The sequence below is a fragment of the Mesorhizobium escarrei genome, from assembly GCF_935825525.1.
Lineage (GTDB): Bacteria > Pseudomonadota > Alphaproteobacteria > Rhizobiales > Rhizobiaceae > Mesorhizobium > Mesorhizobium escarrei.
Genome location: NZ_CAKXZT010000136.1, coordinates 76,683 through 99,594, shown reverse-complemented (window position 1 = coordinate 99,594; position 22,912 = coordinate 76,683). Strand labels below are relative to the sequence as shown.

Below are 22,912 nucleotides of genomic sequence, written 5' to 3'. Positions count from 1 at the left end.
TGGGGAAGCCAAGAAATCAGCCGCCTTTGGCTTTACGGCCGCGCGTGCCCGGCTTGGCCGGCACGCTCTTTCCATACTGGTTCCACCAGTCGGTGAGCGCTTCCATCGTGGGGCCAAGCCCGCGTGCCTTTGGCGTGATCGCATACTCGACGCGAGGCGGCACTTCCGCGAACACGGTGCGCGAGACCAGCCCATCCGCTTCAAGTTCGCGCAGTTGTGCCGTCAGCATGTGCTGGGTGATGCCCGGGATCGCTTTTCGCAGCTCACCGAAGCGATACACTCGCTGATTGAGGAGCCACATGATTTCCAGCTTCCACTTGCCCGAGAACAGCGCGAATGCGCGCCGCATCTCCTCGTGCATGTTGATCTCTTTGTCGGCCATAGTCTGTTCTTCCATACTAACAGCAAGTTATTCATCCTACTTGCGAATATCAATCTTAGACGACATTTTCGATCTGTGCTGCAGGTGCGCAGGTATGAAGTTGCGACCCGGAAGCGCGAAAGTCGATGAAAGAGATGTCGCTGCCGGGCGGCAAATAGGAAGATCACATGGCCGCAACTTATACATATTGGATCAGCACGGCACTTCTCAGTCTGCTGTATCTGAGTTCCGCAATTGCGTACGTGACCAAGGGCGCCTGGGTTCGTCAGGCGCTCGCCGACCTCGGCTATCCCGCCTACCTTGTGCCGGTCATGATCGCCGTGAAGGTTCTGGGCGCGGCGGCCATCTTGTCACGCTTCAGCGTTGCGCTCAGCGATCTCGCCTACGCCGGGATGTTCTATCACCTGCTGCTGTCCGGCTTGGCCCACGTCGGGGTCCGCAAGCCCGGCGGTGCTCTCCCGGCGGCCGTAGGCCTCGCGCTGTTGGCAGCCTCCTTCTTCACGCAAAACACAGCTCGCGAAGTGCCGTCGCCTTACGTGCTGACGGCGCTGCTTTGACGCAGCGAAACTTCCAATAACCCCTATCGAATGGAGATGAACATGGGTCGACTTAACGGAAAAGTGGCCATCGTTACAGGCGCCGGTCGCGGCATCGGCCGCGCCACGGCGAAGCTGTTCGCTGCGGAAGGCGCAAAGGTGGCGGTTCTTTCGCTCACGCCCGCCAATGTGGACGCTGTCGTCGCCGACATCGAGGCCGCCGGGGGCACCGCGCTCGGTGTCGTCTTGCGACATCAGCAATCCCGATCAGATCAAGGCGGCGGTGGACAAGGTGGCGCCGCCTATGGCGGAGTCGACGTCCTTGTAAACAACGCATTTGATCCGTCCGCGCCATTCTCGTCCATCATCGAACTGTCGGTGGAGCAGTTGCAGCGCAATTTCGAGGTCGGCCCGATCGCCTACCTGAGAACGATGCAGGCTTGCTATCCCCACCTCAAGGCCAGCGGAGAGGGCCGCGTCGTCAACTTCGGCTCGATGGCCGGTGTCATGGGCCTGGTGGGCTATGGCCCCTACAACATGGCGAAGGAGGCAGTGCGCGCCCTGACGCGGACCGCCGCGCGCGAGTGGGGTGCCGACAAGATCACCGTGAACAATCTCCTGCCGCTGGCAGAGACCTGGGGCCAAGAGGCTGACGTGCCCCCGCCGACCAACGCACTCGCCCGCTTCGGAACGCCGGAGGAAGACATAGCGCCCGTCGTTTTGTTCCTCGCGAGCAAGGATTCGCAGTTCATTACCGGCTCCAGCCTCACGCCGGACGGCGGCTCGATCATCGACAGTGGGCGCTGAGCCGCAAAGCAGCGCCCAACTGCGTCCACTTGGTGGGCGCTTCGTGAGCGGCCGCTCGCCGGAGATGTGTTCAGCGATATTCTTCGCGAGCGATCGCCCTGGGGAAACGGCCCCACTTGGCGCAAAGTCAAATCATTGCAGTCGGCTGTTGTGGCGCAGCACCAGGCCAACTGCGCCGAGCAATGCATCGTTCTGCGTGTGCTTGCCAACGATTATCCGCGTGCGCAGGGCGGGCGCGATATCGCGGGACTTGATGAGCGTGTGGCGTTCATATGACGCGATCAGCGGTGCCAGGAGAATGTCGCCCGCCAAGGCCATCCGGCCACCGATGATGATGAGCGGCGGATTGATCACCGAGCTGATCAGACCAAGACCACGGCCGGCGAACTCTGCTGTGTCCCCGATCATCCGCAGCGCACCGACATCGCCCTGCTCAGCCATCATGATCACGTCGTCCATCGTGACCGGCCGCCGCACGATGCGCGAAATCTGCTCCAGCGGCCGGGCAAAACTCGCATAAAGCTCCAGGCATCCGCGATTGCCGCACCGGCAAAGATCGCCGCCGGGATCGATGCTGATATGCCCGAATTCGCCGGCGCCGCCGGCGATACCCGTCACCAGCCGGCCATGCTGGACTATGGCCCCGCCGACGCCCAGATCGATCTTGAACAGCACGAAATCGTCCTGGCCGACGGCCGCGCCCCACATCAGCTCGGCAATGGCCGAGCAGTTGCTCTCGTTATCGGCGAAAATCGGCTGTTCGAGAACCGGCCCGAACACATCGCGGATGTTGACCCCGGCCCAGGTCGGCACAATACTCGCGCGCAGCACCACTCCTTCGCGGCTGACAGGGCCCGAGACGGAAACCCCAACCCCCAGGAGCCCCGCCATCGGCAGACCGTTCTCTTCGTAGCATTGAGCAATTGCCGACTTGGCGAGCTGGGCCGCCTGTTGTGGCTGGTAGTCCAGACCCAGGGGGATAGTTTGTTCTGCAATGACAGAATGCGAGACGTCGGCGACGATGCACCGCATCTCGTCGAGGCCCAGATGGATCCCGACGCAGGTGCCCGCAGCGGGATTGAGCGTCAAGGTCGCGGCAGGCCTGCCAATGCCCCTGGCCCCGGCATGATGGGCCGGCGATTCGATCACCATTCCGGATTTTTTCAAGCCATTGAGCGCGGTCGAGACCGTTGATCTCGCCAAACCGGTGAGATGCGTGATTTGCGACGCCGAAAGCACGCCGCGCTCACGCAGGCATCGTACGATCAGGCTCTCCGGTGATGCGGAGGGCTTGTCGATCAGCCAGTTTCTAAGCGAAGGTTTGTTCATGATGAGCACAAAGGACGTTGACTGATAGCTCAAATATGTCATCTTGGAAAGAACGGAGATACTGCATCTCCGTCTGCGACGAGCTCAAAACTGCGTCCACAAGCGGTCGATACGAACCGTGCATCACCTATGGGAGTGAAACGATGGAATATTTGAGGACGGCCGTTGCGGCCGCTGCGGCATACAGCTTTGTTGCGGGAGCCGCGCTCGCAGAGCCCAAGACCAACCTGTTGCATCAATGGGCGACCGGATCGGACGCCCAGGCTATCGCCAAGCTCGGCGAGATGTTTACCGCCAAGGGTGGTGCCTGGCAGCAGACCTCCATCGCCGGCCACACCGCCAACACGCTGGCGAAACTGCGCGCCGACGTCATCGCCGGCAACGCACCCCCCGCGGTGCAGCTAAAGGGACCCGAGATCGCCGAATGGAACGAGACCGGCATGACCGCCAATCTCGATGAACTGGCGACTGCGGAAAGCTGGGAAAAGGTCGTCGCTCCCGAATTGCTGCCGGTGATGAAGCCGACCGGCAGCTGGGTGGCGGCGCCGATGAATATCCATCGCATCAACTGGCTGTGGGCATCGCCGAAGGTCATGCAGGAGGCAGGCGTCGCCGAGGTGCCGAAGACCTGGGCGGACTTCAACGCCGCCTGCGACAAGGTCGTGGCATCAGGCAAAATCTGCATCTCGCACTCGACTGCCGACTGGACCGATTCGACGGTCTTCGAGGTCGTGGTCTACGGAATGGATCTCGATCTCTTCAAGAAGGCCTTCGTCGAGGGTGACGTCGAGGCGATGCGCAGCGACGGCATGGTCAAGGCCTTCGAACAGTTCCGCACCATGACGACGAAATATATGGACCCCGGCATGAACGGGCGCGACTGGGATAGCATGTCGCATCTGGTCGGACGCGGCGAGGCCGCCTTCCACATCATGGGCGACTGGACGCTCGGCCTGCTCACGGCCGGCGGCTTCAAGGAGGGTGCCGACTATGTCTGCGCCCAGGCGCCGACTGATTGGGGCAAACCGGGCTTCATCCTGAATTCCGACTCGGTCGTGTTCTTCCAGCAGAAGGATCCGGACTACGTCGAGGGGCAGAAACTGCTCGCCAGCACCATCCTGTCGCCCGAGTTCCAGACGATTTTCAATCAGACCAAGGGCTCGATCCCGGCCCGTCTCGACGTCGATCTCTCGAACGGCTTCAATTCCTGCCAGCAGCTTTCCCAGAAGGACCTGCAGGCGTCGATCGATGGCGGCACGCTTGTCCGTTCGATGGCGCATAACATGACGATCCCGCAGAAGGTGCGCGGCGCGATCATGGATACCGTCACCGAATTCGTGGCGACGCCGGACATGACCGCGCAGGACGCAGCCAGCGCCATGGCCGATGCGGCCGAAGCGCAGATGTGAAGACGCTGCCGATGATTGGCCTGGCGCGGCGCGCCCGGCCCTCGTTTCGCCGGAGCAGCCGATGTCCACGCATGATCTGACCGTACCGGTTGCGGCTCCCGCAACCCCGTGGCGGCAGCGCCTGGGCACGATGGTGCCCATTCTGGTGCTGGCGCCGTCGCTTGCGGCGAGTTTCATCTACGTCTTCGTCTTCACGCTCTGGACGCTGTATCTCTCGCTCTCCAGTTCATCGCTGATGCCGACCTATGGCTTGGTCGGCCTGGACAATTATGCTTCGCTCTGGGCGAACCGCCGCTGGAACATCGCCTATACCAACCTCTTCCTGTTCAGCGGCTTCTATATCGTCGGCTCGATGGCCATCGGACTGCTTCTCGCGATCCTGATCGACCAGCGCGTTCGCGGCGAGGCGGTCTGGCGCACCATCTTCCTCTATCCGCTGGCGGTGTCCTTCATCGTCACCGGCACGGTGTGGAGCTGGCTCTATAATCCCGTCGACGGCATCCAGGCCTTTGTGCGGGGGCTCGGCTGGACCGACTTCAGCTTCGCCCTGACCGCCAACCGCAACACCGCAATCTATGCGGTGATCATAACCGGTATCTGGCAGTCGTCCGGCTTCGCAATGGCGCTTTTCCTGGCTGGCCTGCGGTCGGTCGATCCGGATCTCGTCAAAGCAGCGCAGATCGACGGTGCGTCGGTCTCCCGAACCTATCGGAAGGTCATCCTGCCGACGATCGCCCCGATTTTTCTGGCGGTGGCGGTCATTCAGATCCAGTTTGCCATCAAGACGTTCGACTTGGTGGCGGCGTTGACGCGGGGTGGGCCAGGTGTGTCGACTACCTTCCCGGCGATCTATGTCTACGACCTGATGTTCCAGCGCGGGCAGATCGGCGAGGGTGCCGCCGCGGCGATGATGATGCTCGCGGCCCTCGCGGTTGTGCTGGTGCCCTATTCCTTGTGGATCGTTTGGCGCAGGCGGGCGGAGGGCCGCAATGGCTGAAATTGCTCTCAGCGCCCGGCATGATCCCGAAGCGGCCGCGGCGACACGGCGATATTTCTGGGCGCGCTTCCTTGTCTATGCGGTGCTGACGCTTTTCGCCGTCATCTACCTTGCACCGCTGCTGGTCGTCGTCTTCAACTCGTTGCGGGAGCAGTCCGACATTGCCCGCAACGGCCTCATCTCGCTGCCGCGCAGCTTCCGCCTCGACGCGTGGGCGCAGGCCTGGGGCACTTATTGCGTCAGCGGCACCTGCGAAGGCATGAAGCGCAATTTCTTCAACTCGCTCTGGATGACGATCCCCGCGACGCTCATCTCCACGCTCCTTGGTGCCATGAACGGCTACGTGCTGTCGAAATGGCGTTTCAAGGGCTCGGAAATTCTGTTCAATCTGATGCTGCTCGGCGTCTTCATGCCCGGCCAGATCTCGCTGATGCCGTGGGCGTTCCTGCTCGGCAAGCTCGGCTTGACCAATTCGACATACGGGTTGGTCCTGATTCACGTCGTCCAGGGCATCTCGTTCACCACCCTGTTCTGCCGCAACTTCTACGTCAGTATACCGGACGACCTTATCAAGGCGGCACGCATCGACGGCGCCGGCTTCTGGCGGATTTTTCGGAAGATCATCCTGCCGCTGTCGCCGCCGATTTTGATCGTCACCGTCATCTGGCAATTCACCGGCATCTGGAACGAGTATCTGTTCGGCGTTGTCTTCACCTCCGGCCAGCAGCAGCCGATTACCGCTGCACTGGTCGCGCTTACTGCCGGCGGCACGACCGCCCGCGCTTACGACGTGATGAGCGCAGCCGTGCTGATTGGCGCGCTGCCGCCGCTGATGATCTACCTGTTCGGTGGAAAATACTTCGTGCGCGGCCTGACACAGGGCGCCATCAAATGAGGCGCCATCAAATGAGACATCGCCCATGTCCGCGCTGATGATCCGCGACCTTCACAAGAGCTATGGCGGGCTCGAGATCCTGGCCGGCATCAATCTCGAGGCGCGAACCGGTGAGTTCGTCGCCCTTGTCGGCCCCTCCGGCTGCGGCAAATCAACCTTGCTCGCCATGATCGCCGGCCTGGAGACCGTTACCTCGGGCGAGATCTGGATCGGCGACCGGCTGGTGAACTCCGTGCAGCCCAAGGACCGCGACATAGCGATGGTGTTCCAGTCCTACGCCCTCTATCCGACTATGACGGTGCGCCAGAACATCACCTTCGGCATGGAAAGCCGAGGTGTGCCCAAAGCGGAGCAGGCGGAAGCCGTAAAGCGGGTTGCCGCACTCCTGCAGATCGAGCAGTTGCTCAACCGCAAGCCCGGCCAGCTGTCGGGCGGCCAGCGGCAGCGTGTTGCGATGGGGCGCGCACTGGTACGCGACCCAAAGCTGTTTCTGTTCGATGAGCCTCTGTCCAACCTCGACGCCAAGCTGCGCGTGGATATGCGCACCGAAATAAAGAAGCTTCACCATCGCGTCGGTAAGACGACAGTGTACGTCACCCACGATCAGGTTGAGGCGATGACGCTCGCGTCCCGCATTGCGGTGATGAACCAGGGCTCGGTGCAGCAGTTCGATACGCCGAAGCGAATCTATGACCGGCCAACCAACATGTTCGTGGCCGGTTTCATGGGATCGCCGGCGATGAATTTCATCCCCGCCCGGCTTACGGGCTCGACCAGCATCGCGGTACGCGCCGCTGACGGCAGCGACGCTACTCTTGCCCTTGCCGCGCCTTTGCCCGCCGGCGCGCCAAAAGACGTGGTGCTCGGTGTTCGGCCGGAACACATCTACCGCTTCACGACCGACCTGAAGTCGCGCAAACCTGCTGTCGAGCCCATACAGGCGCCGGTCGAACTGGTCGAGCCGACCGGGGCCGAGACGCTTGCTGTCCTCAGGCTAGGCGACCTGGAAATCACCGGTCGATTCGAGCCGGATGATGCTCCCATCATGGGCGAGACGATAACGCTCGGCATCGACATGTCGCGCGCCTGTCTGTTCGATCCAGCAACCAAGGCGCTTCTGTGATCTGATGTCCATGCAATTCGCGAACTATCCAAGCTTGACCGATCGCGTCGTGCTGATCTCCGGTGGCGCCTCCGGGATCGGCGCCGATATGGTCCGCGCCTTTGCCTCGAATGGCGCCCGCGTATGCTTTCTCGATGTGCAGGACGAACCCGCGGAGGCACTGGAGCGCGAGCTCGGCGGTGCCGTCAGGTGGGCTCCGTTGTACCTGCATTGCGATGTGACCGACGTCGCTGCGCTGCAGGCGTCGGTCGAAGCCGTGCGCGCGCGGCTTGGTCCGGTCGCCGTCCTGGTCAACAACGCTGCCGACGATCAGCGCCATCCTGTTGACGCCATGACAGCCGAATACTGGGACCGTAGCTTCGACGTCAATCTCCGTCATCACTTCTTCGCCGCGCAGGCGGTGCATCCGCATATGAAGGAATCAGGCTTCGGCTCGATCATAAACTTCTCTTCCATCGCTTGGCGTTTCGGGGCGGACCAGATGGTGGCCTATGCCACTGCCAAGGGGGCTGTGGTGGCGCTGACGCGCGCACTGGCGCGGTCGTTCGGACCCGACAACATCCGCGTCAATGCAGTCGAACCCGGCGCTGTCATCACCGAGCGGCAGCGCCAACTGTGGTTCAAGACCCAGGACGCAATCGACCAGACGGTGCAGCGGCAATTGATCCGCCGCGTCCTGCTGGGCGAGGAGATTGCACGGACCGTGCTCTTCCTTGCAGCGGACGACAGCCGCATGATCACGAAGCAGTCCATCACCGTCGATGCGGGTCTGCGCTGATGCGATCGCTTCCACATCTTTCAAAGGAACTGCCAAACTGATGCTTCGTCTCGGCCTCAACCCTTACGGACTGACCTACACTCTCGGCCTGCAGGGACGCGGTACGCCGCGGCACAATCCGGACGGGACGGGGCTGGAAGGCTTCATAGCGCTGGCGCAGGAACTGGGCGCACGCACGCTCGAGATCTACGAACCATGGTTGACCGACTTGCCGGATGCCGCGGTCGTCGACCTGCGCAGGCGTCTGACCGCGCTTGATATCGTCCCGGTGGTAAGTGGCGGACTTCTCGTGGCAGGTCCGTTGGACAACGCGTTTCGGGCGGCGCGCCTGCTCGAGGCGACAACGATCCGTATCGCGCTGACCCCCGTCCTGTGCGGCGATCGCAACCTGTGGGGCGGGAAATGGAGCGAGTTCAACGCAGCGATCCGCGCTGCCCTGACGGAATGGGGGCCGCGGGCGGCGGCCGAGGGCCGGGTGCTCGGCATCGAGAACCATCAGGATTTCGGCAGCGACGAACTGGTCGCGTTCTGCGAATTCGGCGGGGCCGGTGTCGGCATCACCTACGACACCGGCAACACCTTCCCTGTCGGCGAGGCACCACTTGCCTTCACGCGGCGGATTGCGCCGCACGTCTGTCATGTCCACCTCAAGGACTATCGCGTGCAGTTCACCGATGAGGGCTACCGTCTGGTCCGCTGCGCAATCGGCGACGGCGCCGTGCCATTCGCCGAACTGGCAGCCATCCTCGCCGAGCACCACGACACGCTGACGGCCGCGCTCGAGCCAGGCGCACTGGAGGCCCGCCACGTTCGCTGTCTCAGCGACGACTGGTGGAACGGATATGGGCCGAAATCCGCGCGCGACTTCGCGGCCTGCCTGAGTGCCGCGCGCGTAAACCGCCTTGCGGACGACGCCGATTACCGGACGCCCTGGGAGCGCGACGATGACGGCGCGCTCGTTTCGTATGAGCTCGACATGATCCGGCGCAGCGCCGCCAACATGAAGAAGTTCGATTTCATTGCAATGGAGAAATCAGCATGACTGCCCGAGAACTCAGCGGCCTGACTGCCTTCGTGACTGGCTCGGGACGCGGCCTCGGCCGCGTCATGGCCGAACGCCTGGCCGAACTCGGCGCGAACGTCGCCATCCACGATCTCGACTGGACCCGGCCATCGCAGTATGGCGAATTCGCAGACCTCGGCGAATCCGCTAGGGGTTTGGAAAAACATGGGACACGGGTGACAGCAGTCACCGGCAACATCGGCGACAGGCAAGCCGTTGTCGAAATGAAGAGGAAGATCGAGGCGGAGCTCGGCGATGTGCATGTTCTGGTCAACTGCGCCGGCGGGGACATCGGAGCCAAGGGGGTAAAGCCCAGCCCCAACAACGCGCTCGACATCGACTATGATGACATCAAGGTTCTGACCGAGAACAATCTCATCGGCACGATGCTGGTCTGCCAGGCGTTCATTCCGCCTATGGTCAAGCGCGGCTCAGGCTCGGTGATCAACATTGCCTCGGCGGCAGCGCATATCGGATGCTCGCCGGAGGTGGTCTACTCGACGCTTAAGGCGGCCGTCGTCCATTATACGCGTTGCCTCGCCAAGGAACTGATCGACGATGGCGTGCGCATCAATGCGGTGAGCCCCGGCGCAACCAAGACGGCACGGTTTCAAGCGAGCCGCGTGGTCGATCCGGAGCGCATGGATTCGAGCAAAAAATCGCTGAATCGCTATGCCGAGCCTGAAGAGATCGCCGAAGCGGTGGCCTTCCTCGCCGGTCCGCGCGCGCGGTTCATCAACGGGCAGGTCATTCGCGTCGATGGTGGTTTCACCATCTTCCCAGGTTGAATCGCGGCCGTTCACACCGCGAACTGTCGGGCTGAGCGCACCTCAATGAGCAGGCCACGCCAGCCCATCGCCGACCTTACTTCGTTGATGGGTTGCGACGTGCTCGCAGAGCCCAGGAATCGACGGTGAAGTTCGGCAACACGTCAATTCTCTTGGCGACACGCTGACGTTACAGCCCGCCTGTATGCACCCACGCAATGGCTCAGACTTCTCGGGGTCGGTCTACTCTGCGCCCTGAGAAGGCGAGATTTTCCGGATCGAGGCGCTGGGCCACTGCGCGCGGGCAGGGCGAACCGCTCCTGTCTACACGTTCAGAGGCGCAACATTAGAGATTGGGGGAACAGATGAGGCAAGAGAACGACGTTGAGAAGTCGGTGCGCACGTTGCGTGCTCGAGCACCTGACGACGCTGCTGAATTGCTTGCCCGAGAATCTCCCGAGTTCATCCGAGACATATTAATGTTGTTGCCGGATACGCACGCCCGGAAGGTGGCGGAGCATTTGCCTCCGGATATGAGGCCTATCATGCCTCATGGCGACGGCAAGGATATCGCGGTCCGCGGATCCGTCGTCGAGTTGATGGACCCGATCCCCGCCAGCGTTCCTGTCGGGACGACGGTAACCGCCGCGGTGGAGGCCGTCAGACGCGCCCAGGTGCCGACCGAGTTGACTTACCTCTACATCACGGACGAGGCCGACAAACTCGTTGGCCTGGTGGTCCTGCGCGATCTGATGCTGAGCGAACCGGCCGCCACGGTGGATCAGATCATGCTGCCGAAACCGTTCGCCCTTCACGTCGATATGCCTTTGGGCGAAGCCTGCAAGGCGGCGGTACGCCGTCACTACCCTGTCTATCCCGTGGTGGACGCGGAGAACCGGCTGCTCGGGCAGGTTCGCGGGTGGCGGCTGTTCGAACAGCAAATCATCGAGATTTCTGCCCAGCCTGGCCAGATGGTGGGTGTCCAGAAGGAGGAGCGTTCTTTCACGCCGCTGGTTTCAGCCTTCTTGAAACGTCATCCGTGGCTGCAGCTCAACCTGCTGACGGCCTTCATAGCCGCTTTCGTGGTTGGCTCGTTCACAGGCACGATCGAAAAGATCGTCGCCTTGGCGGCGTTCCTCCCGGTGCTGGCCGGCCAGAGCGGAAACACCGGCTGCCAGGCGCTGGCTATTACGCTGCGTGGCCTCGCATTAGGGGATGTGGACAAACGACCGAAGCTGCACCTGGTGCTGAGGGAGGGAGCGCTCGGGATCGCCAACGGCTTGCTCGTCGGTCTGGTGGCGGCTGCGGCCATGTGGTTCTACGCTTCACGGCAGCCGGAGTCGGCATCCCAGGCGCCCATGCTGGCACTTGTGATCCTGCTCGCCATGTCCGGATCGTGCCTCATGTCCGGAATCTCCGGCGTGCTGATCCCGTTGGGCCTGCGGCGTGTCGGCGCCGATCCGGCCGTGGCTTCCGCGATCTTCCTTACGACGGTGACCGATATTGTAGGCATGGGCCTGATGCTGGGACTGGCCACCATGCTCGTGCTGTAGGCACGCTCGACGGACGTGATCGCGGACGAGGACTTTGTTGCCTATGAGCTGACCTCGTCGGCGTTCAACAAGATAACAAAGGCTAAGCCGCACATCGCGCAGGCCGTCCTGAGAAGCATCGCCCGCCAGCTCTCCGAGCGCTTGCGCAACGCGGCGGAAGACCTTCGGATGAGCTACATGTGACCCTGATGCGTCGTGCGGCGACCAGATACCTGGAGAATCTCGCAAACAATATTGATCTTGTCGTCTGCGCAATCCACGGCTGATTATGATTTGGCTTAGTTGCCGTTTGTAGCGAATACTTGCTGGAAGCCCAGCAACGCTGAGAAGATGTTTGACCAACCAGCGTAGGCGAAATGCGAATGAACCCGATAGTTTGTTGCGCAGCTGCAACAGCTGCTGAAGACTCGGAGGTTTCCTGACAGTTCTGTCGCTTTTTTTCGTGCAGGCGTGCTAGATTCGCTGCACTAGTCGGGTTGGGGTGGGTTCTCGGCATGCATTCCTCGTTTTCAATGATCCTCGGCTTCGCCGCGGCGCTGCTTTGTACCGGCATATTGCCGGCCGGCGCACAAGGTCTCTATCCGGCCTATGACGATGCGTTTTCGGCCCGCATTACCAATCCGACCGACAACGGAGCGCTAGCTCAATTCGTCACAGTTGCCGTCAACGCAGGGCAGTACGATCAGGCGATCTCGTCGATCGAGCAGTATCTCATCAAACATCCTCGCGATGCGCGCGCCCGGCTCTCGGCCAGCCGGTTGTATTATCATGTCGGCTCCTATGAATTGGCCCGGCGGCAGGCGCAGTACGGCCTCGAGGTCGGGGACCTGTCCGCGGATGAGCAGCAGGAAGCCGTTCGCCTGCTCGCCCGCATCGAGCGCGCGTTACGTGGCGTCACCTGGGAAATCGCTCTGACTGGCGGCGTGTTCAGCGCATCCAACGATTTTGAGCCGGGCGGGGCCGAAGACGACCGCACCTTGGTCTCGCCCTATGGGCGGGCGGAAGGCTTTATCCGATGGGATCTCGGCACGCCAAGTGCTGATGCACTTGTCCTCTCGGGCTCGCTGGCAGCGACAGAGCGCTTTTTCACCAAAGACCTGTCGGTTCCCGGTGCCGAGGAGACTTTTATCCACGGGAACGCCGCCATTACCTTGGACAAGGGACTGCCCAACAGCGGGATCGATTCGCTACGGCTGCTACTTTCCGCGTTCGCCGTTACAGATCGTTTCGACAGCGACGTCCACGAGACCGGCGTCGGTCTAAGTGGGCGCCTCCTCGTGCGCCCCACCGTCGAGACGACGCTTTTTGCAGGTGCTGGCTACATCGATCTAAGCGGCTCGAAAGGCATCTTCGCCGATAGCAGGGTCTTCTATGAGGCAGGCGGCAGCTACCGCTTCCGCAATGGCCAGGCACTCGGACTGCGCCTGGTCGGCTCGACTGACTTCGCCTCCGGAGCTGGCGAAATCGGCAGCACCTACTTGGGAGAGGTCCGCTATGGCGGCGTGGTAATGGAAGTCCCGGACCTTTTCGTATGGTCTCACCAGGTCGCCGTCTCGGCCGGCCACAGCGACACTCCCGACTTGTCCTTCGGCATCGGGACAAACATAGAGAGCGACTTCTGGCGCATTGCCTCGGAAAGCGATTTTCAGCTCACCGAGTCGCAGAAGGTCAGTGTCGACCTCGCCTATCGTGAAACCGACTTCGAGATCGCCAGCCGCGACCGAAATTCATTCGAATTGCTCGTGAGCTACACGTTGACGCTCAACTGAAAGAGGCCGCGATGAGGACCCTGTATCGTCAGATAGCCACTTGTATCGCCTGCCTTGCCTTTGCGGCACCATCTGGCGCTGAAACGGTCGGGTCCATGACGGCCTACCAGACCAACATCATCCGCAATGACGGCGAGGCGATGAACGTCGGCGCGGGCGTCGAACTCGGCGACCAGCTGCGCAGCAATATCACCGGTCTCGGAATGCTCGTGTTCCGGGACGAGTCGAGCGCCAAGATTGGTCCGAACACCAGCCTGACGATCGATGAATTCGTCTACAATCCGGGGTCCCGATCAGGAAAGATCGACATCAGGATGAACAGCGGCCTGGCCCGTTTCTACGGCGGCCAGGTTTCGAAAGGCGGCGACATGCAAGTTGCGACGCCACACATGGTGCTCGGAGCCAGAGGTGGCATCATTGAAGTGCTTGTGATAGCTGGTCAGACCGTCGGCATACTGCGCGCCGGCCGCATGACCTGCATGATGAATGGTCGCAAGCTCGTGATCACAAACCCGGGCCACGCCTGCACGTCGGACAATGACAAACTGCTGACCGGCTACGGCGGTATCGACGCCTTCCCGATATTGGACAGCATCGATCGAATAGCCGGCACCGGCCTGCCAGGCGAACCGGGTCCAGGGCTGAACGTAAGCGCGATTTGTGCGTCAGCACTCGGCAATTCGCTCAAAGCCTGCAAGTCCACCGACGGCGCATTGCCCGGCGTGGCCATGGAGTTCCCTGACAGCCCAACGCCCCCTGTAGGCAGCGGGGTGGATGATGAGGATGATGACTGCTTTCCCGACTGCCGGTAAGGCCGGCCGATCGGCATGAGCCCCTCGCTTGATTGGTGGCGGGCTGCCAGGCGGAAAATACCTGGTCTTGCGGTCGTACTCTTGCTGCTCGCTTGCCATTTTGCTTTCGACGGGCCGCTATCGCGCCTGCGCGAGCGTACGTATGACTTCTACCAGTTCCTCGCGCCGCGCGAGGCGACCAGCAATCCTGTTGTCATAGTCTCGATAGACGACGCGAGCCTTAAGGCATATGGGCGATGGCCTTGGAACCGTGGCCTTTTGGCCGATCTGGTCGATGGTGTCGCCGAGTCTGGTGCCGCGGTGATCGGGCTTGCGCTGGTGCTGCCCGAGGCCGACATCTCTCCTGATGGCATCGCCGGAGACAAGCGCCTCGCCAGCGCACTGGCGAAAAATCGAACGGCGCTCGCCGTCAGCCTAGGCAATGAGGCGACCGTATCAGAAGCAGAGCCCAAAGCCGGCTGGTCGATTGTCGGGCAAGTACCCGAGACGCTTCCTGGCTTCACCGGTCTGATAGGCTCGCTTCCTGATTTCTCGAGCGCCGCTGCAGGCCTCGGCGTAATTCGCACTCTGCCCGATCCCGACGGCGTATTACGCCATGTGCCGCTGCTCTGGCTCCGAAATACGGCTCAAGGCGCGCAGCTCTGGCCGTCCTTCGCGCTCGAACTCCTGCGCCTCTACGCCGGAGAGAACGGCTACGTGGCCCGGATGAATGCCACCGGGTTTGACGCGCTCAGGATGGCCGGCACCATTGTGCCACTCGAGCCGCAGGGCAGCATCCGCCTCTGGGAAACCGACACCAATACGCCGCGCATATCTGCCAATAGTATCCTTTCGGGTCGCGGCGATCCGCTGCTGCGGAACGCGATCGCCATTGTTGATCTGTCAGCCGTGGGATTGACGCAGTATCTGCCCACCCCGGCGCGTCCGGCGCGACCAGGCGTGGACATCCATGCTGATGCAATCGACCAGATGCTTGCCGCGCGCTATCTTGTAGAGCCAACGCAAGCGCGTACGCTGGAGCGGCTGTGGTTGGTCCTCAGTGGCATCGTTTTCATCGGACTCTCCGGAGTTCTCGCCCAGCGTGTCATGCTTGGCGCCCTGGCTCTGGCGCTCCTGGCTGCCACGCCCTTCGCGTTCGGCGCTCTCGAATACAGCCTGCAGGGTAAGCTCTATGACCCACTGCAGCCGGCGCTTGCGACGATCCTCGTAGCTAGCTTCGAAGGCTATGCCCTCTACAGGCGCAGCGAGCAGCGCCGGTCCACCCTGGCCCGGCAGTTTTCGCAATTTCTTTCGCCCTCCGTGGTGCAACGCCTCGCAAATTCGGATACCGAAGCGATCCTGTCCGGAGAGAAGCGCGAGATCACAATCCTGCTGAGTGACATACGCGGCTTCACGACGATGAGCGAACAACTCGATGCCCAGGAAATCGGAAAGGTGGTCAATCACTTCCTCGGCCTTGCGACCGATGAGATACTCGAGCGCGACGGGACCATCGATAAGTTCATGGGCGATGCCGTGCTAGCCTTCTGGAACGCGCCGCTTGACCAGCCAGATCATCGCGAGCGCGCGCTCGAAGCGGGGCTTGCCCTGATCGAACGGGTGAAGCGCGAAAACGCCGCGTTCACCGCCCGCGGGCACCCCCCTATCGAAATCGGCGTCGCCATCGAGACTGGCATCTGCTCCGTAGGGAATTTCGGCTCCGAACGGCGCTTCGATTACACCGCGATCGGCTCGCCGGTGAACCGCACGGCACGGCTCGAGTCAACGACCAAAAAGCTGAGCATCCCCCTGGTGCTTGGTCCCGGATTTGCCCAAGGAGCATCGATGCCGGTTGTCCAGGCGGGCGCCTTTGAACTCCAAGGCTTCAAGGGCGAGGTGCCGGTTTTCACCGTTCCGGAGATACACCCCTCGTCGCAATCCGCCGAGGAAGTCGCATGATGTTTGGCACCGGTTCAACTCGCTGCCTCATTGGCCGGCGAGCGAAAGCCAAGGGCGGCGGAAATACGATGGGCGGCTCGGGCTAGGATGTCGCCCAGTGGCTGCCCGAAAGGACCTTCCAGTTCACGACGCGGGCCGACCAGTATACGCTAGACATGAATGCCAAGGCTGTCTGAGGAGTTGTAGACTTGACGAGCATCGCCACGGGATCCGTTGCGGATCGCGGTCGCGCTACATACGATTTTGGCGCGACGGCCATCTTTGCTTCCAAATCGGACCCACGCTTCCATTACTGTCTGTATGTACCGCCCGCGGTTGGGGAAGGCGCCCAAGTCGACCTCCTGGTGGCCGTGCATGGTACCGGCCGCACCTCGTTCCTGGGCTTCCGCGACGCGTTCGCCGAGTTCGGACGTTGGAACGACTGCGCCATTTTGTGCCCGGTGTTTCCAATGGGCGCTCTCGGCGACGATGCCCGCAGCGGATACAAATACATGATCGAGGGCGACATCCGCTACGATCAGGTGCTGCTCGCCATCATCGAGGAAGTCGTGGCGAAATACCGTCAGGACTGGACCCGCTTCGCCATGTTCGGATTTTCCGGCGGCGGGCATTTCACACACCGCTTCGCCATCCTGCATCCCGACAGGCTATGGGCGGCGTCGATCGGTGCGCCGGGCTCGGTGACCTTGCTCGATCCCGCGCGGGACTGGTGGGTGGGCATTCGCGATCTGCCGGAGAAGTTCGGCATCACCTTCGATGCCGCGGCGCTGGCAAAAGTGCCTGTCCAGATGATCGTCGGCGATGCCGACCTGGAGACTTGGGAAATCACCCATGCCCAGGGCAGCACCTATTGGATGCCGGGCGCCAACGATGCCGGGCGGACGCGGCCGGAACGCCTCAGGACGCTGTGTCGATCGTTCGAGGAAGCAGGTGTGCGCGTACGCTTTGATTTGCTGCCCGGGGTAGCCCACGAACGCGACACGGTGCTCGATTCGGTCAAGGATTTCCTGGCCCAGGTGCTCAAGGAACGACGTAACGCATCAGGATGAATGGGATAGCCGGCCCTGCACCGACAGGCCTACGCAAAACAGGCTGCCTCAATCGTATTTGGCCACAAAGCGTCCGACGGCGGCGAGGCAATCATCCTTCTCCTCGACATGCGGCATATGGCTGGAATTCGGGAAGACCATGCCTTCGACGTCGGGAATATGATCGAGAAAGGGCTGGACGCAGGCTTCGGTCGCTTCGTCGTAAAATCCGCGGAACGCCAGGGTCGGCGCCTCGATCAGATGCAGGCGGTCGACAATGGTCCAGTTCCGCATTGTGCCGATGACGTGAAATTCATTGGGTCCGTTCATGGTGTGATAAACCGTCGGATCCGCGTCGATTGCCGCGAATGTCCGGGCTACTTCCGGCGGCGTTGGAAGGACACGGCAGACGTGGCGGCCATTGAACGCCTTGGTCGCCGTAACATAATCCGGGTGATCGGTGGTCCCGGCTGCCTCGTGCCGGTCAAGCGCGAGTCGAACATCGGCCGGCAGCTCGGCGCGCAATTGCAGCGCGCCTTCCACCCATAGCGCCATCGAGGCCAGCGAGTTGGCCAGGATCAATGCCTTGAGCCCGGTGGGGCGTCGCACTGCATGTTCGGCCGAAAGTATGCCGCCCCAGGACTGGCCGAGCAGGGCGTAACGCTCGGTAATGCCAATGTGAGCGAGCAGCGCATCGAGTTCGCCCAAAAAGAAATCGACGGTCCAGAAGTCGCCGCCCTTGTCGGGCAGATGGGTCGATTTGCCGTTGCCGATCTGATCGTAGTGGATGACGGCCCGCCCGGTATCGGCAAGCTCCTTGAATGAATCGACATAGTCGTGGGTGCAGCCCGGCCCGCCGTGAGCGACGACCAAAGGCAGCTTGCCCGAGTTGAGATCTCCGACTACGCGATACCAGGTGCGGTAATCCCTGTAGTCGCTAAATCCTTCGGTGGTCGCATGTGCCGTCACAATTCCAAGCTCCGCGTCCTGGCACGGCAGGAACCGAATGACGGACCCTCCCAAGCCTTGTTTGCAGCCGACGGTACTAAGTGGCCCGGCGCATTCTCGTTCGGGGAGGTGATTGCGTGTTGCAGCGAAGTCGAAGCCCCAACGGTCAAGATTGCTCCCGTCCGCTTAAGCGGGCGCGGCTGTGCCGAGCGCTGCGGCCAGGACATCAGTGAGGCCACGTCCGGCGCTGCCGTCCTCGTCGAGGCGCGGATTGTAGATGGTGACCTCGATCCCGACCGCCTTTCCGCTCGCCAGGATGATGCGGAGCGCCGCCGACAGCTCGTCCCACGACAGCCCGCCCGGTACGCGGAAATCGACCGCCGGCATGATCGCATCGTCGAGACAATCGGCGTCGAGATGGATGAAAAAGCCGTCGAGTTCCGCCCGCGTCAGGTGGCCAACGGCTGCTTGGGCGGCGGCTTCGACGCCCAGGCGGCGGATGGCGTGCAGATCGTAGGCCGTGAGCTCCGCTGGCAAAGGCTGGCTGCCGTATTCGGCCTGGTCCTCGTGGTCGCGAAATGCGAAGGCGACGACGTCCTCGGAGCGCACCAATGGACGGCGGCCCTCCAGGTCGGTCAGCAGCGTCGGCCCGTAGCCGGTGACGAAGGCCAGGTCCATGGACGCGCCTTCGCTGTTGGGCTCGGCCTCGGGCTGGAAGAAGTCGGCGTGGCCGTCGATGAAGAACAGGCCGTAGCGACCGCGCCGGCGCAGCGCGAGCATCGGACCCAGCAAGATCGTACAGTCGCCGCCCAGCACCACCGGGAATTCGTCTGCGTCCAGCACCTCCTCCGCGGCGTCGGCGAGCTTGGGCGACCACGCCGCGATCGCGTTGGCGTTCAGCGTCAGGGTGGCAGGGTCAGGCTTCGGGTCTTTCGGCGGGACCGCCAGCCGCCCGGCGTGGCGCGCATGGATGCGTTCGGCGAGGCCCAGTTCCAGCAGCCGACCGGGCAAGGCTTCAACGCCGTCGGTCGTAAGACCCAGCGAGGACGGCGCTTCAAGGATGGCATAGCGGCGGCTCGGCATCGGATGCTCCAGCTATTGCGAGTGAGAGGGCGTAGCCCCCCTGCGTTCTCAGCTACTGAGCGCTGCGAGGCTGCCGGTTTGATGGTCCTGTAAGCGACGCTTTTGCAGCCAAAAAAACTCACCTCGCAGCCGGCGTACTTCAGTACGTGGGAAACCGAGGAAATTTCAAGCCTCCGCCCAAATTCCCTGTTGAGGCAAGATGAGCGCATTCAGAGAGAAAGTTGCGCGGCTGGATCAATGGATTGCGGTAGCTCAAACGATCCAAGACCGTTCGCTCTTCTCGTCCCAATACGGCGTGCGCCCTATGCATCGCGCAAGGTGGTCGACGAAGGCACGAACCTTGATCGACATGAGCCTGTTGCTGGGATAAACGGCATAAATCGTGCTGGCTGGGGCTCCCAGCCATCAAGCACGCGGCGCAGCGCGCCGGCGCGCAGTGGCTCCGCCACCGCCCATGTCGGCAGTAGGGCGATGCCGATGCCGTCGAGCGTCGCGACGCGCAGCATCTCCGCATTGTTGCTCCGAAAATTGCCGCCCACGGCCACCCGCACCTCGCCAATTTTGCCGGCAAGGCGCCATTCGTCGCCCCAAGGCAGAAGGCTGGTGCAGAGGCAGTTATGCTTGGCGAGGTCGCCCGGCTCGCGCGGCGCTTCATGCTTGGTGAGATAGGCGGGCGCAGCACAGGCGACGAGCCGGGATGGCGCGAGCTTGCGCACGACGAGCGGCGAATCCTCGAGCGCGCCGATACGGATCGCCAGATCGAGCCCCTCGTCGACCAAGCTCACATGCGCCGGGCTCAAGGCAATGTCGACGGAAAGCTCCGGATAGCGCCTGAGGAACCCCGGGACGGCCGGCGCCACATGCATCCAGCCGAAGCTGTCGGGCGCCGATATGCGAAGCGTGCCGCGCGGTTCGCGCTGCAGCGCGCTCGCCTCTTGTCCCGCCGCTTCAGCTTCGGCGAGAATCCGCGCGCAGTGGCGGTAGTAGGCTGCGCCCGCTTCGGTCATCGACAGCCGTCGCGTGGTGCGGTTGAGGAGGCGAATGCCCAGGCGCTGTTCGAGCCGCTGCACATGGGCGCTGACAGCCGACTTGGAGATTCCGAGCCGGTGAGCCGCAGCCGAGAAACTGCCGCTGTCCACGACGCGAGCGAACGCCGCGATGCCATCGAGCGGGTCCATCATCGGATTGTCCTGAAATCCGGACGGCATGTCCATACAATTCCGGCTAATCGACCGGCGAGAATGGCCTATCTCCTGGTGAGCGACCCGAACCACGAAGGAGATCGACGATGGATGCCAAAGCTACAACGGCCGAACCGTTCGTTCGCGAGCCGGCGGCCGGCTCGACGCTCAACGTTCTGGGCATCACCCATATCTACAAAGCAACCGGCGCCGAGACCGCCGGGTCCTTCTCGCTCTGGGAGTCCGTGGTTCCGCCGGGCGCGGGAGCGCCACCGCACACCCATGCCCGTGAGGATGAAGCCTTCTATGTGCTGAGTGGCGAACTGGTTATCGAATGCGAGGGCGACTCCGCGCCCCATCGCGTTGCGCCCGGCGGCTTCTTCTTCGGCGCACGCGGACGGCGCCATGCCATCCGCAATGTCGGCGACAAGCCGGCCCGCTTGCTCGTCTTCTGCGCGCCGAGTTGCGGCCTTGATCAGATGTTTGCGGAATTGGATGCCGCGACCGCTGCCGGCATGCCGGAAATGGGAAAGCTCGTGGCCATCGCCGCCAAATACGGCGTCGCCAGCGAGGCGCCGGCTGCCTGAGTAGAGTTTCCAAACAGTCCCTGAGATGTCGTTCCAGACCGCCAGCGCGTCTGTCAGGCTGGGAACAGAAATGCGGCGGCGGGATCGAAAAAAATCTGTCTGCTCGAGGCGATGCCTTCATGTGCTTGCGCCATGTCGGATGTCGGCCTGACGTCGATCTCCTGGCCGGCGGCGGTGCGCGCGATGACGCGCCGCCGCTCGCCGAAGAACGCGGTGTCGATGAATTCGACCGCAAGCCCGGCAGTGGCCGCGCCGGGTCTCAGTCGAAATGCTTCCGGCCGCACCATCAGCCGAGTCTTCTGGCCTTGGCTGAACTCCTGATCGATCCTCACGCCGAATACAACCGAGCCATCGGCGAGGCGGATCGTGGCGGCGCCGTTGACGGTTTCAAGATGCTCAGCCGGCAGGAAATTGGAATTTCCGATGAAGCTGGCCACGAATTCGCTCTGAGGTCTCAGATAGAGGTCCTCACCGGTGCCGATCTGCTCGATGCGCCCGTCCCGAAACAGGGCGATGCGATCCGAAAGATGCAGGGCTTCGTCCTGATCGTGGGTGACGTAAAGGATCGTTACGCCGGTTTCGCGATGGATGCGCCGTATCTCGGCCTGGATCTCCTCGCGCAGCTTCTTGTCGAGCGCCGAAAGCGGCTCGTCCATCAGGAGGATCGGCGGATCGTAGGCCAGCGCCCTGGCAAGGGCCACGCGCTGCTGCTGTCCGCCGGAAAGCGCGCCAGGATATCGGCCGCCGAAACTCTCGAGCCGCACCAGCGACAGCATCTCGGCGACCTTTCGGTTCACCTCGGCGTCCGGCCGGCGGCGAACGCGCAACGGAAAGGCAACGTTCTCGGCGACGGTTAGATGCTGGAACAGCGTGTAGCGCTGGAACACCATGCCGATGTTGCGCTTGTGCGACGGCACCGACAGCAGCGACCTGCCTTCGAGAAGAACGTCGCCGGATGTCGGCTGCTGAAAGCCGGCGATCGCGTAGAGCGTCGTCGATTTGCCAGAACCGGAAGGGCCGAGAAAGGTCAGGAATTCGCCCTTTTGTATATCGATCGTGACATCCTGCACAGCGACGAAGCCGCCGAACGCCTTGCGCAGGTCGCGAATGGAGAGGAATGGTTCGATCATTTCGACAATTTCCGCCGAATGAGTGCGGTTACGATCATCAGGCTCAGCGTCAGAAGAACGAGAAGGCTGGAGGCCGCAGCGATGACCGGGCTCAGATCCTGGCGCAGGCTGCCCCAGATCTTGACCGGCAAGGTCTGCAAGGTGGGGCTGGCCATGAAGATCGCGACCACCACCTCGTCCCATGAGGCGAGAAAGGCGAAGATCGCCGCCGAGAAGATCCCGATTTTGATAGCCGGCAAGGTAACCCGGAGTTTTGCTTCGAATGGGCTTGCGCCGCAGACGATCGCCGCATCCTCGATGGATTTGTCAAAACCTTCGAGTGCCGCGGTGATCGGAATGATGGCGAAGGGGAGTGCCAGGACCGTGTGGGCGATGACGAAGCCTGCCGTGGTGCCGCCGAGCCCGATCCGCAGGAAGAATGCATAGATGGCGATGGCGAAGACGACGACCGGCAGCACCATTGGCGTCAGCAGCAGGCCGCGAAGCGTGTTGCGCCCGCGAAACTGTCCCCTGACCAGGGCGAAAGAAGCCAGGAGCCCGATGACGACGGCAAGAATCGCGGCCATGGTGGCAATGCGGGCGCTGGTCAGCGCCGCTTCGAGCCAGGCCGGATCGGCGAAGAGCTCCTCATACCATTTCAGCGTCCAGCCGGGCGGCGGAAAAGCCAGCCACCGCGACGACCCGAACGACAAAAGCACGATGAAAACCACCGGCAGCAGCAGAAACGCCGCGACCAGGCCGGTGAAACCCAGCAGTGCTGCACGCAGCCAGCCGAGCCGGTCGTAGTCGAGCAGCAT

23 protein-coding genes are annotated in these 22,912 nt (G+C 62.4%); 16 read left to right on the top strand and 7 right to left on the bottom strand.

Translation table 11 applies throughout. The features are described 5' to 3' along the window. Nucleotides 1-16 precede the first annotated feature (16 nt). Nucleotides 17-397, bottom strand: a complete 381-nt coding sequence (locus NMG80_RS21035; protein WP_254019880.1) for a winged helix-turn-helix transcriptional regulator — start codon at nucleotides 395-397, stop codon at nucleotides 17-19. 152 nt (nucleotides 398-549) lie between these two features. On the opposite strand from NMG80_RS21035, the gene NMG80_RS21030 reads away from it, so the two are divergent. Beyond that, nucleotides 550-939 carry a DoxX family protein gene (locus NMG80_RS21030; RefSeq protein ID WP_254019879.1) on the top strand — a complete coding sequence of 130 codons (390 nt, stop codon included), beginning with the start codon at nucleotides 550-552 and terminating at the stop codon, nucleotides 937-939. Between the two features lie 42 nt (nucleotides 940-981). After that, nucleotides 982-1,725 (top strand): SDR family NAD(P)-dependent oxidoreductase, encoded by a 744-nt coding sequence (locus tag NMG80_RS21025; protein ID WP_254019878.1) that lies wholly within the window; start codon nucleotides 982-984, stop codon nucleotides 1,723-1,725. Nucleotides 1,726-1,857: 132 nt separating this feature from the next. Here the strand turns inward: NMG80_RS21025 and NMG80_RS21020 are convergent, their stop codons facing one another. Further along, nucleotides 1,858-3,054 (bottom strand): ROK family transcriptional regulator, encoded by a 1,197-nt coding sequence (locus NMG80_RS21020; RefSeq protein WP_254019959.1) that lies wholly within the window; start codon nucleotides 3,052-3,054, stop codon nucleotides 1,858-1,860. 143 nt (nucleotides 3,055-3,197) lie between these two features. Between NMG80_RS21020 and NMG80_RS21015 the strand changes: the two genes are divergently transcribed. The 13 genes from NMG80_RS21015 (at nucleotide 3,198) to NMG80_RS20955 (ending at nucleotide 17,207) form a co-directional block, all read left to right on the top strand. After that, complete coding sequence (locus tag NMG80_RS21015; protein WP_254019877.1) at nucleotides 3,198-4,463, top strand: ABC transporter substrate-binding protein; 1,266 nt, start codon at nucleotides 3,198-3,200, stop codon at nucleotides 4,461-4,463. A 61-nt stretch (nucleotides 4,464-4,524) separates the two neighbouring features. Further along, the gene (locus NMG80_RS21010) at nucleotides 4,525-5,460 is read left to right on the top strand and encodes a carbohydrate ABC transporter permease (protein ID WP_254019876.1); all 936 of its coding nucleotides are present in this window, start codon (nucleotides 4,525-4,527) and stop codon (nucleotides 5,458-5,460) included. Then, nucleotides 5,453-6,355: a carbohydrate ABC transporter permease gene (locus tag NMG80_RS21005; protein ID WP_254019875.1), complete on the top strand. Its 903-nt coding sequence runs from the start codon at nucleotides 5,453-5,455 to the stop codon at nucleotides 6,353-6,355. The genes NMG80_RS21010 and NMG80_RS21005 overlap by 8 nt, the downstream gene beginning before the upstream one ends. A 25-nt stretch (nucleotides 6,356-6,380) precedes the next feature. Beyond that, nucleotides 6,381-7,478, top strand: a complete 1,098-nt coding sequence (locus tag NMG80_RS21000) for an ABC transporter ATP-binding protein (RefSeq protein WP_254019874.1) — start codon at nucleotides 6,381-6,383, stop codon at nucleotides 7,476-7,478. 4 nt (nucleotides 7,479-7,482) lie between these two features. Further along, a complete protein-coding gene (locus NMG80_RS20995) occupies nucleotides 7,483-8,256 on the top strand; it encodes an SDR family NAD(P)-dependent oxidoreductase (RefSeq protein ID WP_367185979.1) in 774 nt (257 codons plus the stop codon). 40 nt (nucleotides 8,257-8,296) lie between these two features. Then, nucleotides 8,297-9,298: a sugar phosphate isomerase/epimerase family protein gene (locus tag NMG80_RS20990; RefSeq protein ID WP_254019873.1), complete on the top strand. Its 1,002-nt coding sequence runs from the start codon at nucleotides 8,297-8,299 to the stop codon at nucleotides 9,296-9,298. Then, nucleotides 9,295-10,107 carry an SDR family NAD(P)-dependent oxidoreductase gene (locus tag NMG80_RS20985; protein WP_254019872.1) on the top strand — a complete coding sequence of 271 codons (813 nt, stop codon included), beginning with the start codon at nucleotides 9,295-9,297 and terminating at the stop codon, nucleotides 10,105-10,107. The genes NMG80_RS20990 and NMG80_RS20985 overlap by 4 nt, the downstream gene beginning before the upstream one ends. Before the next feature lie 344 nt (nucleotides 10,108-10,451). Next, a complete protein-coding gene (locus NMG80_RS20980; RefSeq protein ID WP_254019871.1) occupies nucleotides 10,452-11,639 on the top strand; it encodes a magnesium transporter in 1,188 nt (395 codons plus the stop codon). Nucleotides 11,640-11,654: 15 nt separating this feature from the next. Then, nucleotides 11,655-11,822, top strand: a complete 168-nt coding sequence (locus tag NMG80_RS20975; RefSeq protein WP_254019870.1) for a hypothetical protein — start codon at nucleotides 11,655-11,657, stop codon at nucleotides 11,820-11,822. A gap of 311 nt (nucleotides 11,823-12,133) precedes the next feature. After that, nucleotides 12,134-13,408: a tetratricopeptide repeat protein gene (locus tag NMG80_RS20970; RefSeq protein ID WP_254019869.1), complete on the top strand. Its 1,275-nt coding sequence runs from the start codon at nucleotides 12,134-12,136 to the stop codon at nucleotides 13,406-13,408. A gap of 95 nt (nucleotides 13,409-13,503) precedes the next feature. Further along, complete coding sequence (locus NMG80_RS20965; RefSeq protein ID WP_254019868.1) at nucleotides 13,504-14,220, top strand: FecR domain-containing protein; 717 nt, start codon at nucleotides 13,504-13,506, stop codon at nucleotides 14,218-14,220. 81 nt (nucleotides 14,221-14,301) lie between these two features. Next, on the top strand, nucleotides 14,302-16,158 hold the full coding sequence (locus NMG80_RS20960; RefSeq protein ID WP_254019867.1) for a CHASE2 domain-containing protein: 1,857 nt from the start codon (nucleotides 14,302-14,304) through the stop codon (nucleotides 16,156-16,158). 188 nt (nucleotides 16,159-16,346) lie between these two features. Then, on the top strand, nucleotides 16,347-17,207 hold the full coding sequence (locus NMG80_RS20955; protein WP_254019866.1) for an alpha/beta hydrolase: 861 nt from the start codon (nucleotides 16,347-16,349) through the stop codon (nucleotides 17,205-17,207). Between the two features lie 48 nt (nucleotides 17,208-17,255). On the opposite strand, the gene NMG80_RS20950 is transcribed toward NMG80_RS20955, so the two are convergent. The 3 genes from NMG80_RS20950 to NMG80_RS20940 form a co-directional block, all read right to left on the bottom strand. Further along, nucleotides 17,256-18,155, bottom strand: a complete 900-nt coding sequence (locus tag NMG80_RS20950) for a proline iminopeptidase-family hydrolase (RefSeq protein WP_254019865.1) — start codon at nucleotides 18,153-18,155, stop codon at nucleotides 17,256-17,258. Nucleotides 18,156-18,320: 165 nt separating this feature from the next. Continuing rightward, a complete protein-coding gene (locus NMG80_RS20945) occupies nucleotides 18,321-19,217 on the bottom strand; it encodes an arginase family protein (RefSeq protein WP_254019864.1) in 897 nt (298 codons plus the stop codon). 302 nt (nucleotides 19,218-19,519) lie between these two features. Further along, the gene (locus NMG80_RS20940; protein ID WP_254019863.1) at nucleotides 19,520-20,425 is read right to left on the bottom strand and encodes a LysR family transcriptional regulator; all 906 of its coding nucleotides are present in this window, start codon (nucleotides 20,423-20,425) and stop codon (nucleotides 19,520-19,522) included. Nucleotides 20,426-20,505: 80 nt separating this feature from the next. Here NMG80_RS20940 and NMG80_RS20935 point away from each other — a divergent pair, with 80 nt between their 5' ends. Then, on the top strand, nucleotides 20,506-20,985 hold the full coding sequence (locus NMG80_RS20935) for a cupin domain-containing protein (RefSeq protein WP_254019862.1): 480 nt from the start codon (nucleotides 20,506-20,508) through the stop codon (nucleotides 20,983-20,985). Between the two features lie 53 nt (nucleotides 20,986-21,038). Here the strand turns inward: NMG80_RS20935 and NMG80_RS20930 are convergent, their stop codons facing one another. Beyond that, entirely contained in the window at nucleotides 21,039-22,115 is a 1,077-nt protein-coding gene (locus NMG80_RS20930; RefSeq protein ID WP_254019861.1) for an ABC transporter ATP-binding protein, read from the bottom strand. After that, nucleotides 22,112-22,912, bottom strand: coding sequence for an ABC transporter permease (locus NMG80_RS20925; protein WP_254019860.1), 801 nt, complete (start codon nucleotides 22,910-22,912; stop codon nucleotides 22,112-22,114). The genes NMG80_RS20930 and NMG80_RS20925 overlap by 4 nt, the downstream gene beginning before the upstream one ends.

Bases quoted from the DNA above. Each gene is read 5' to 3' on its own strand.
- NMG80_RS21035 (WP_254019880.1), bottom strand. From the start codon at position 397: ATGGAAGAACAGACTATGGCCGACAAAGAGATCAACATGCACGAGGAG.
- NMG80_RS21030 (WP_254019879.1), top strand. From the start codon at position 550: ATGGCCGCAACTTATACATATTGGATCAGCACGGCACTTCTCAGTCTG.
- NMG80_RS21025 (WP_254019878.1), top strand. From the start codon at position 982: ATGGGTCGACTTAACGGAAAAGTGGCCATCGTTACAGGCGCCGGTCGC.
- NMG80_RS21020 (WP_254019959.1), bottom strand. From the start codon at position 3,054: ATGAACAAACCTTCGCTTAGAAACTGGCTGATCGACAAGCCCTCCGCA.
- NMG80_RS21015 (WP_254019877.1), top strand. From the start codon at position 3,198: ATGGAATATTTGAGGACGGCCGTTGCGGCCGCTGCGGCATACAGCTTT.
- NMG80_RS21010 (WP_254019876.1), top strand. From the start codon at position 4,525: ATGTCCACGCATGATCTGACCGTACCGGTTGCGGCTCCCGCAACCCCG.
- NMG80_RS21005 (WP_254019875.1), top strand. From the start codon at position 5,453: ATGGCTGAAATTGCTCTCAGCGCCCGGCATGATCCCGAAGCGGCCGCG.
- NMG80_RS21000 (WP_254019874.1), top strand. From the start codon at position 6,381: ATGTCCGCGCTGATGATCCGCGACCTTCACAAGAGCTATGGCGGGCTC.
- NMG80_RS20995 (WP_367185979.1), top strand. From the start codon at position 7,483: ATGTCCATGCAATTCGCGAACTATCCAAGCTTGACCGATCGCGTCGTG.
- NMG80_RS20990 (WP_254019873.1), top strand. From the start codon at position 8,297: ATGCTTCGTCTCGGCCTCAACCCTTACGGACTGACCTACACTCTCGGC.
- NMG80_RS20985 (WP_254019872.1), top strand. From the start codon at position 9,295: ATGACTGCCCGAGAACTCAGCGGCCTGACTGCCTTCGTGACTGGCTCG.
- NMG80_RS20980 (WP_254019871.1), top strand. From the start codon at position 10,452: ATGAGGCAAGAGAACGACGTTGAGAAGTCGGTGCGCACGTTGCGTGCT.
- NMG80_RS20970 (WP_254019869.1), top strand. From the start codon at position 12,134: ATGCATTCCTCGTTTTCAATGATCCTCGGCTTCGCCGCGGCGCTGCTT.
- NMG80_RS20965 (WP_254019868.1), top strand. From the start codon at position 13,504: ATGACGGCCTACCAGACCAACATCATCCGCAATGACGGCGAGGCGATG.
- NMG80_RS20945 (WP_254019864.1), bottom strand. From the start codon at position 19,217: ATGCCGAGCCGCCGCTATGCCATCCTTGAAGCGCCGTCCTCGCTGGGT.
- NMG80_RS20940 (WP_254019863.1), bottom strand. From the start codon at position 20,425: ATGCCGTCCGGATTTCAGGACAATCCGATGATGGACCCGCTCGATGGC.
- NMG80_RS20935 (WP_254019862.1), top strand. From the start codon at position 20,506: ATGGATGCCAAAGCTACAACGGCCGAACCGTTCGTTCGCGAGCCGGCG.
- NMG80_RS20930 (WP_254019861.1), bottom strand. From the start codon at position 22,115: ATGATCGAACCATTCCTCTCCATTCGCGACCTGCGCAAGGCGTTCGGC.
- NMG80_RS20925 (WP_254019860.1), bottom strand. From the start codon at position 22,912: ATGCTGCTCGACTACGACCGGCTCGGCTGGCTGCGTGCAGCACTGCTG.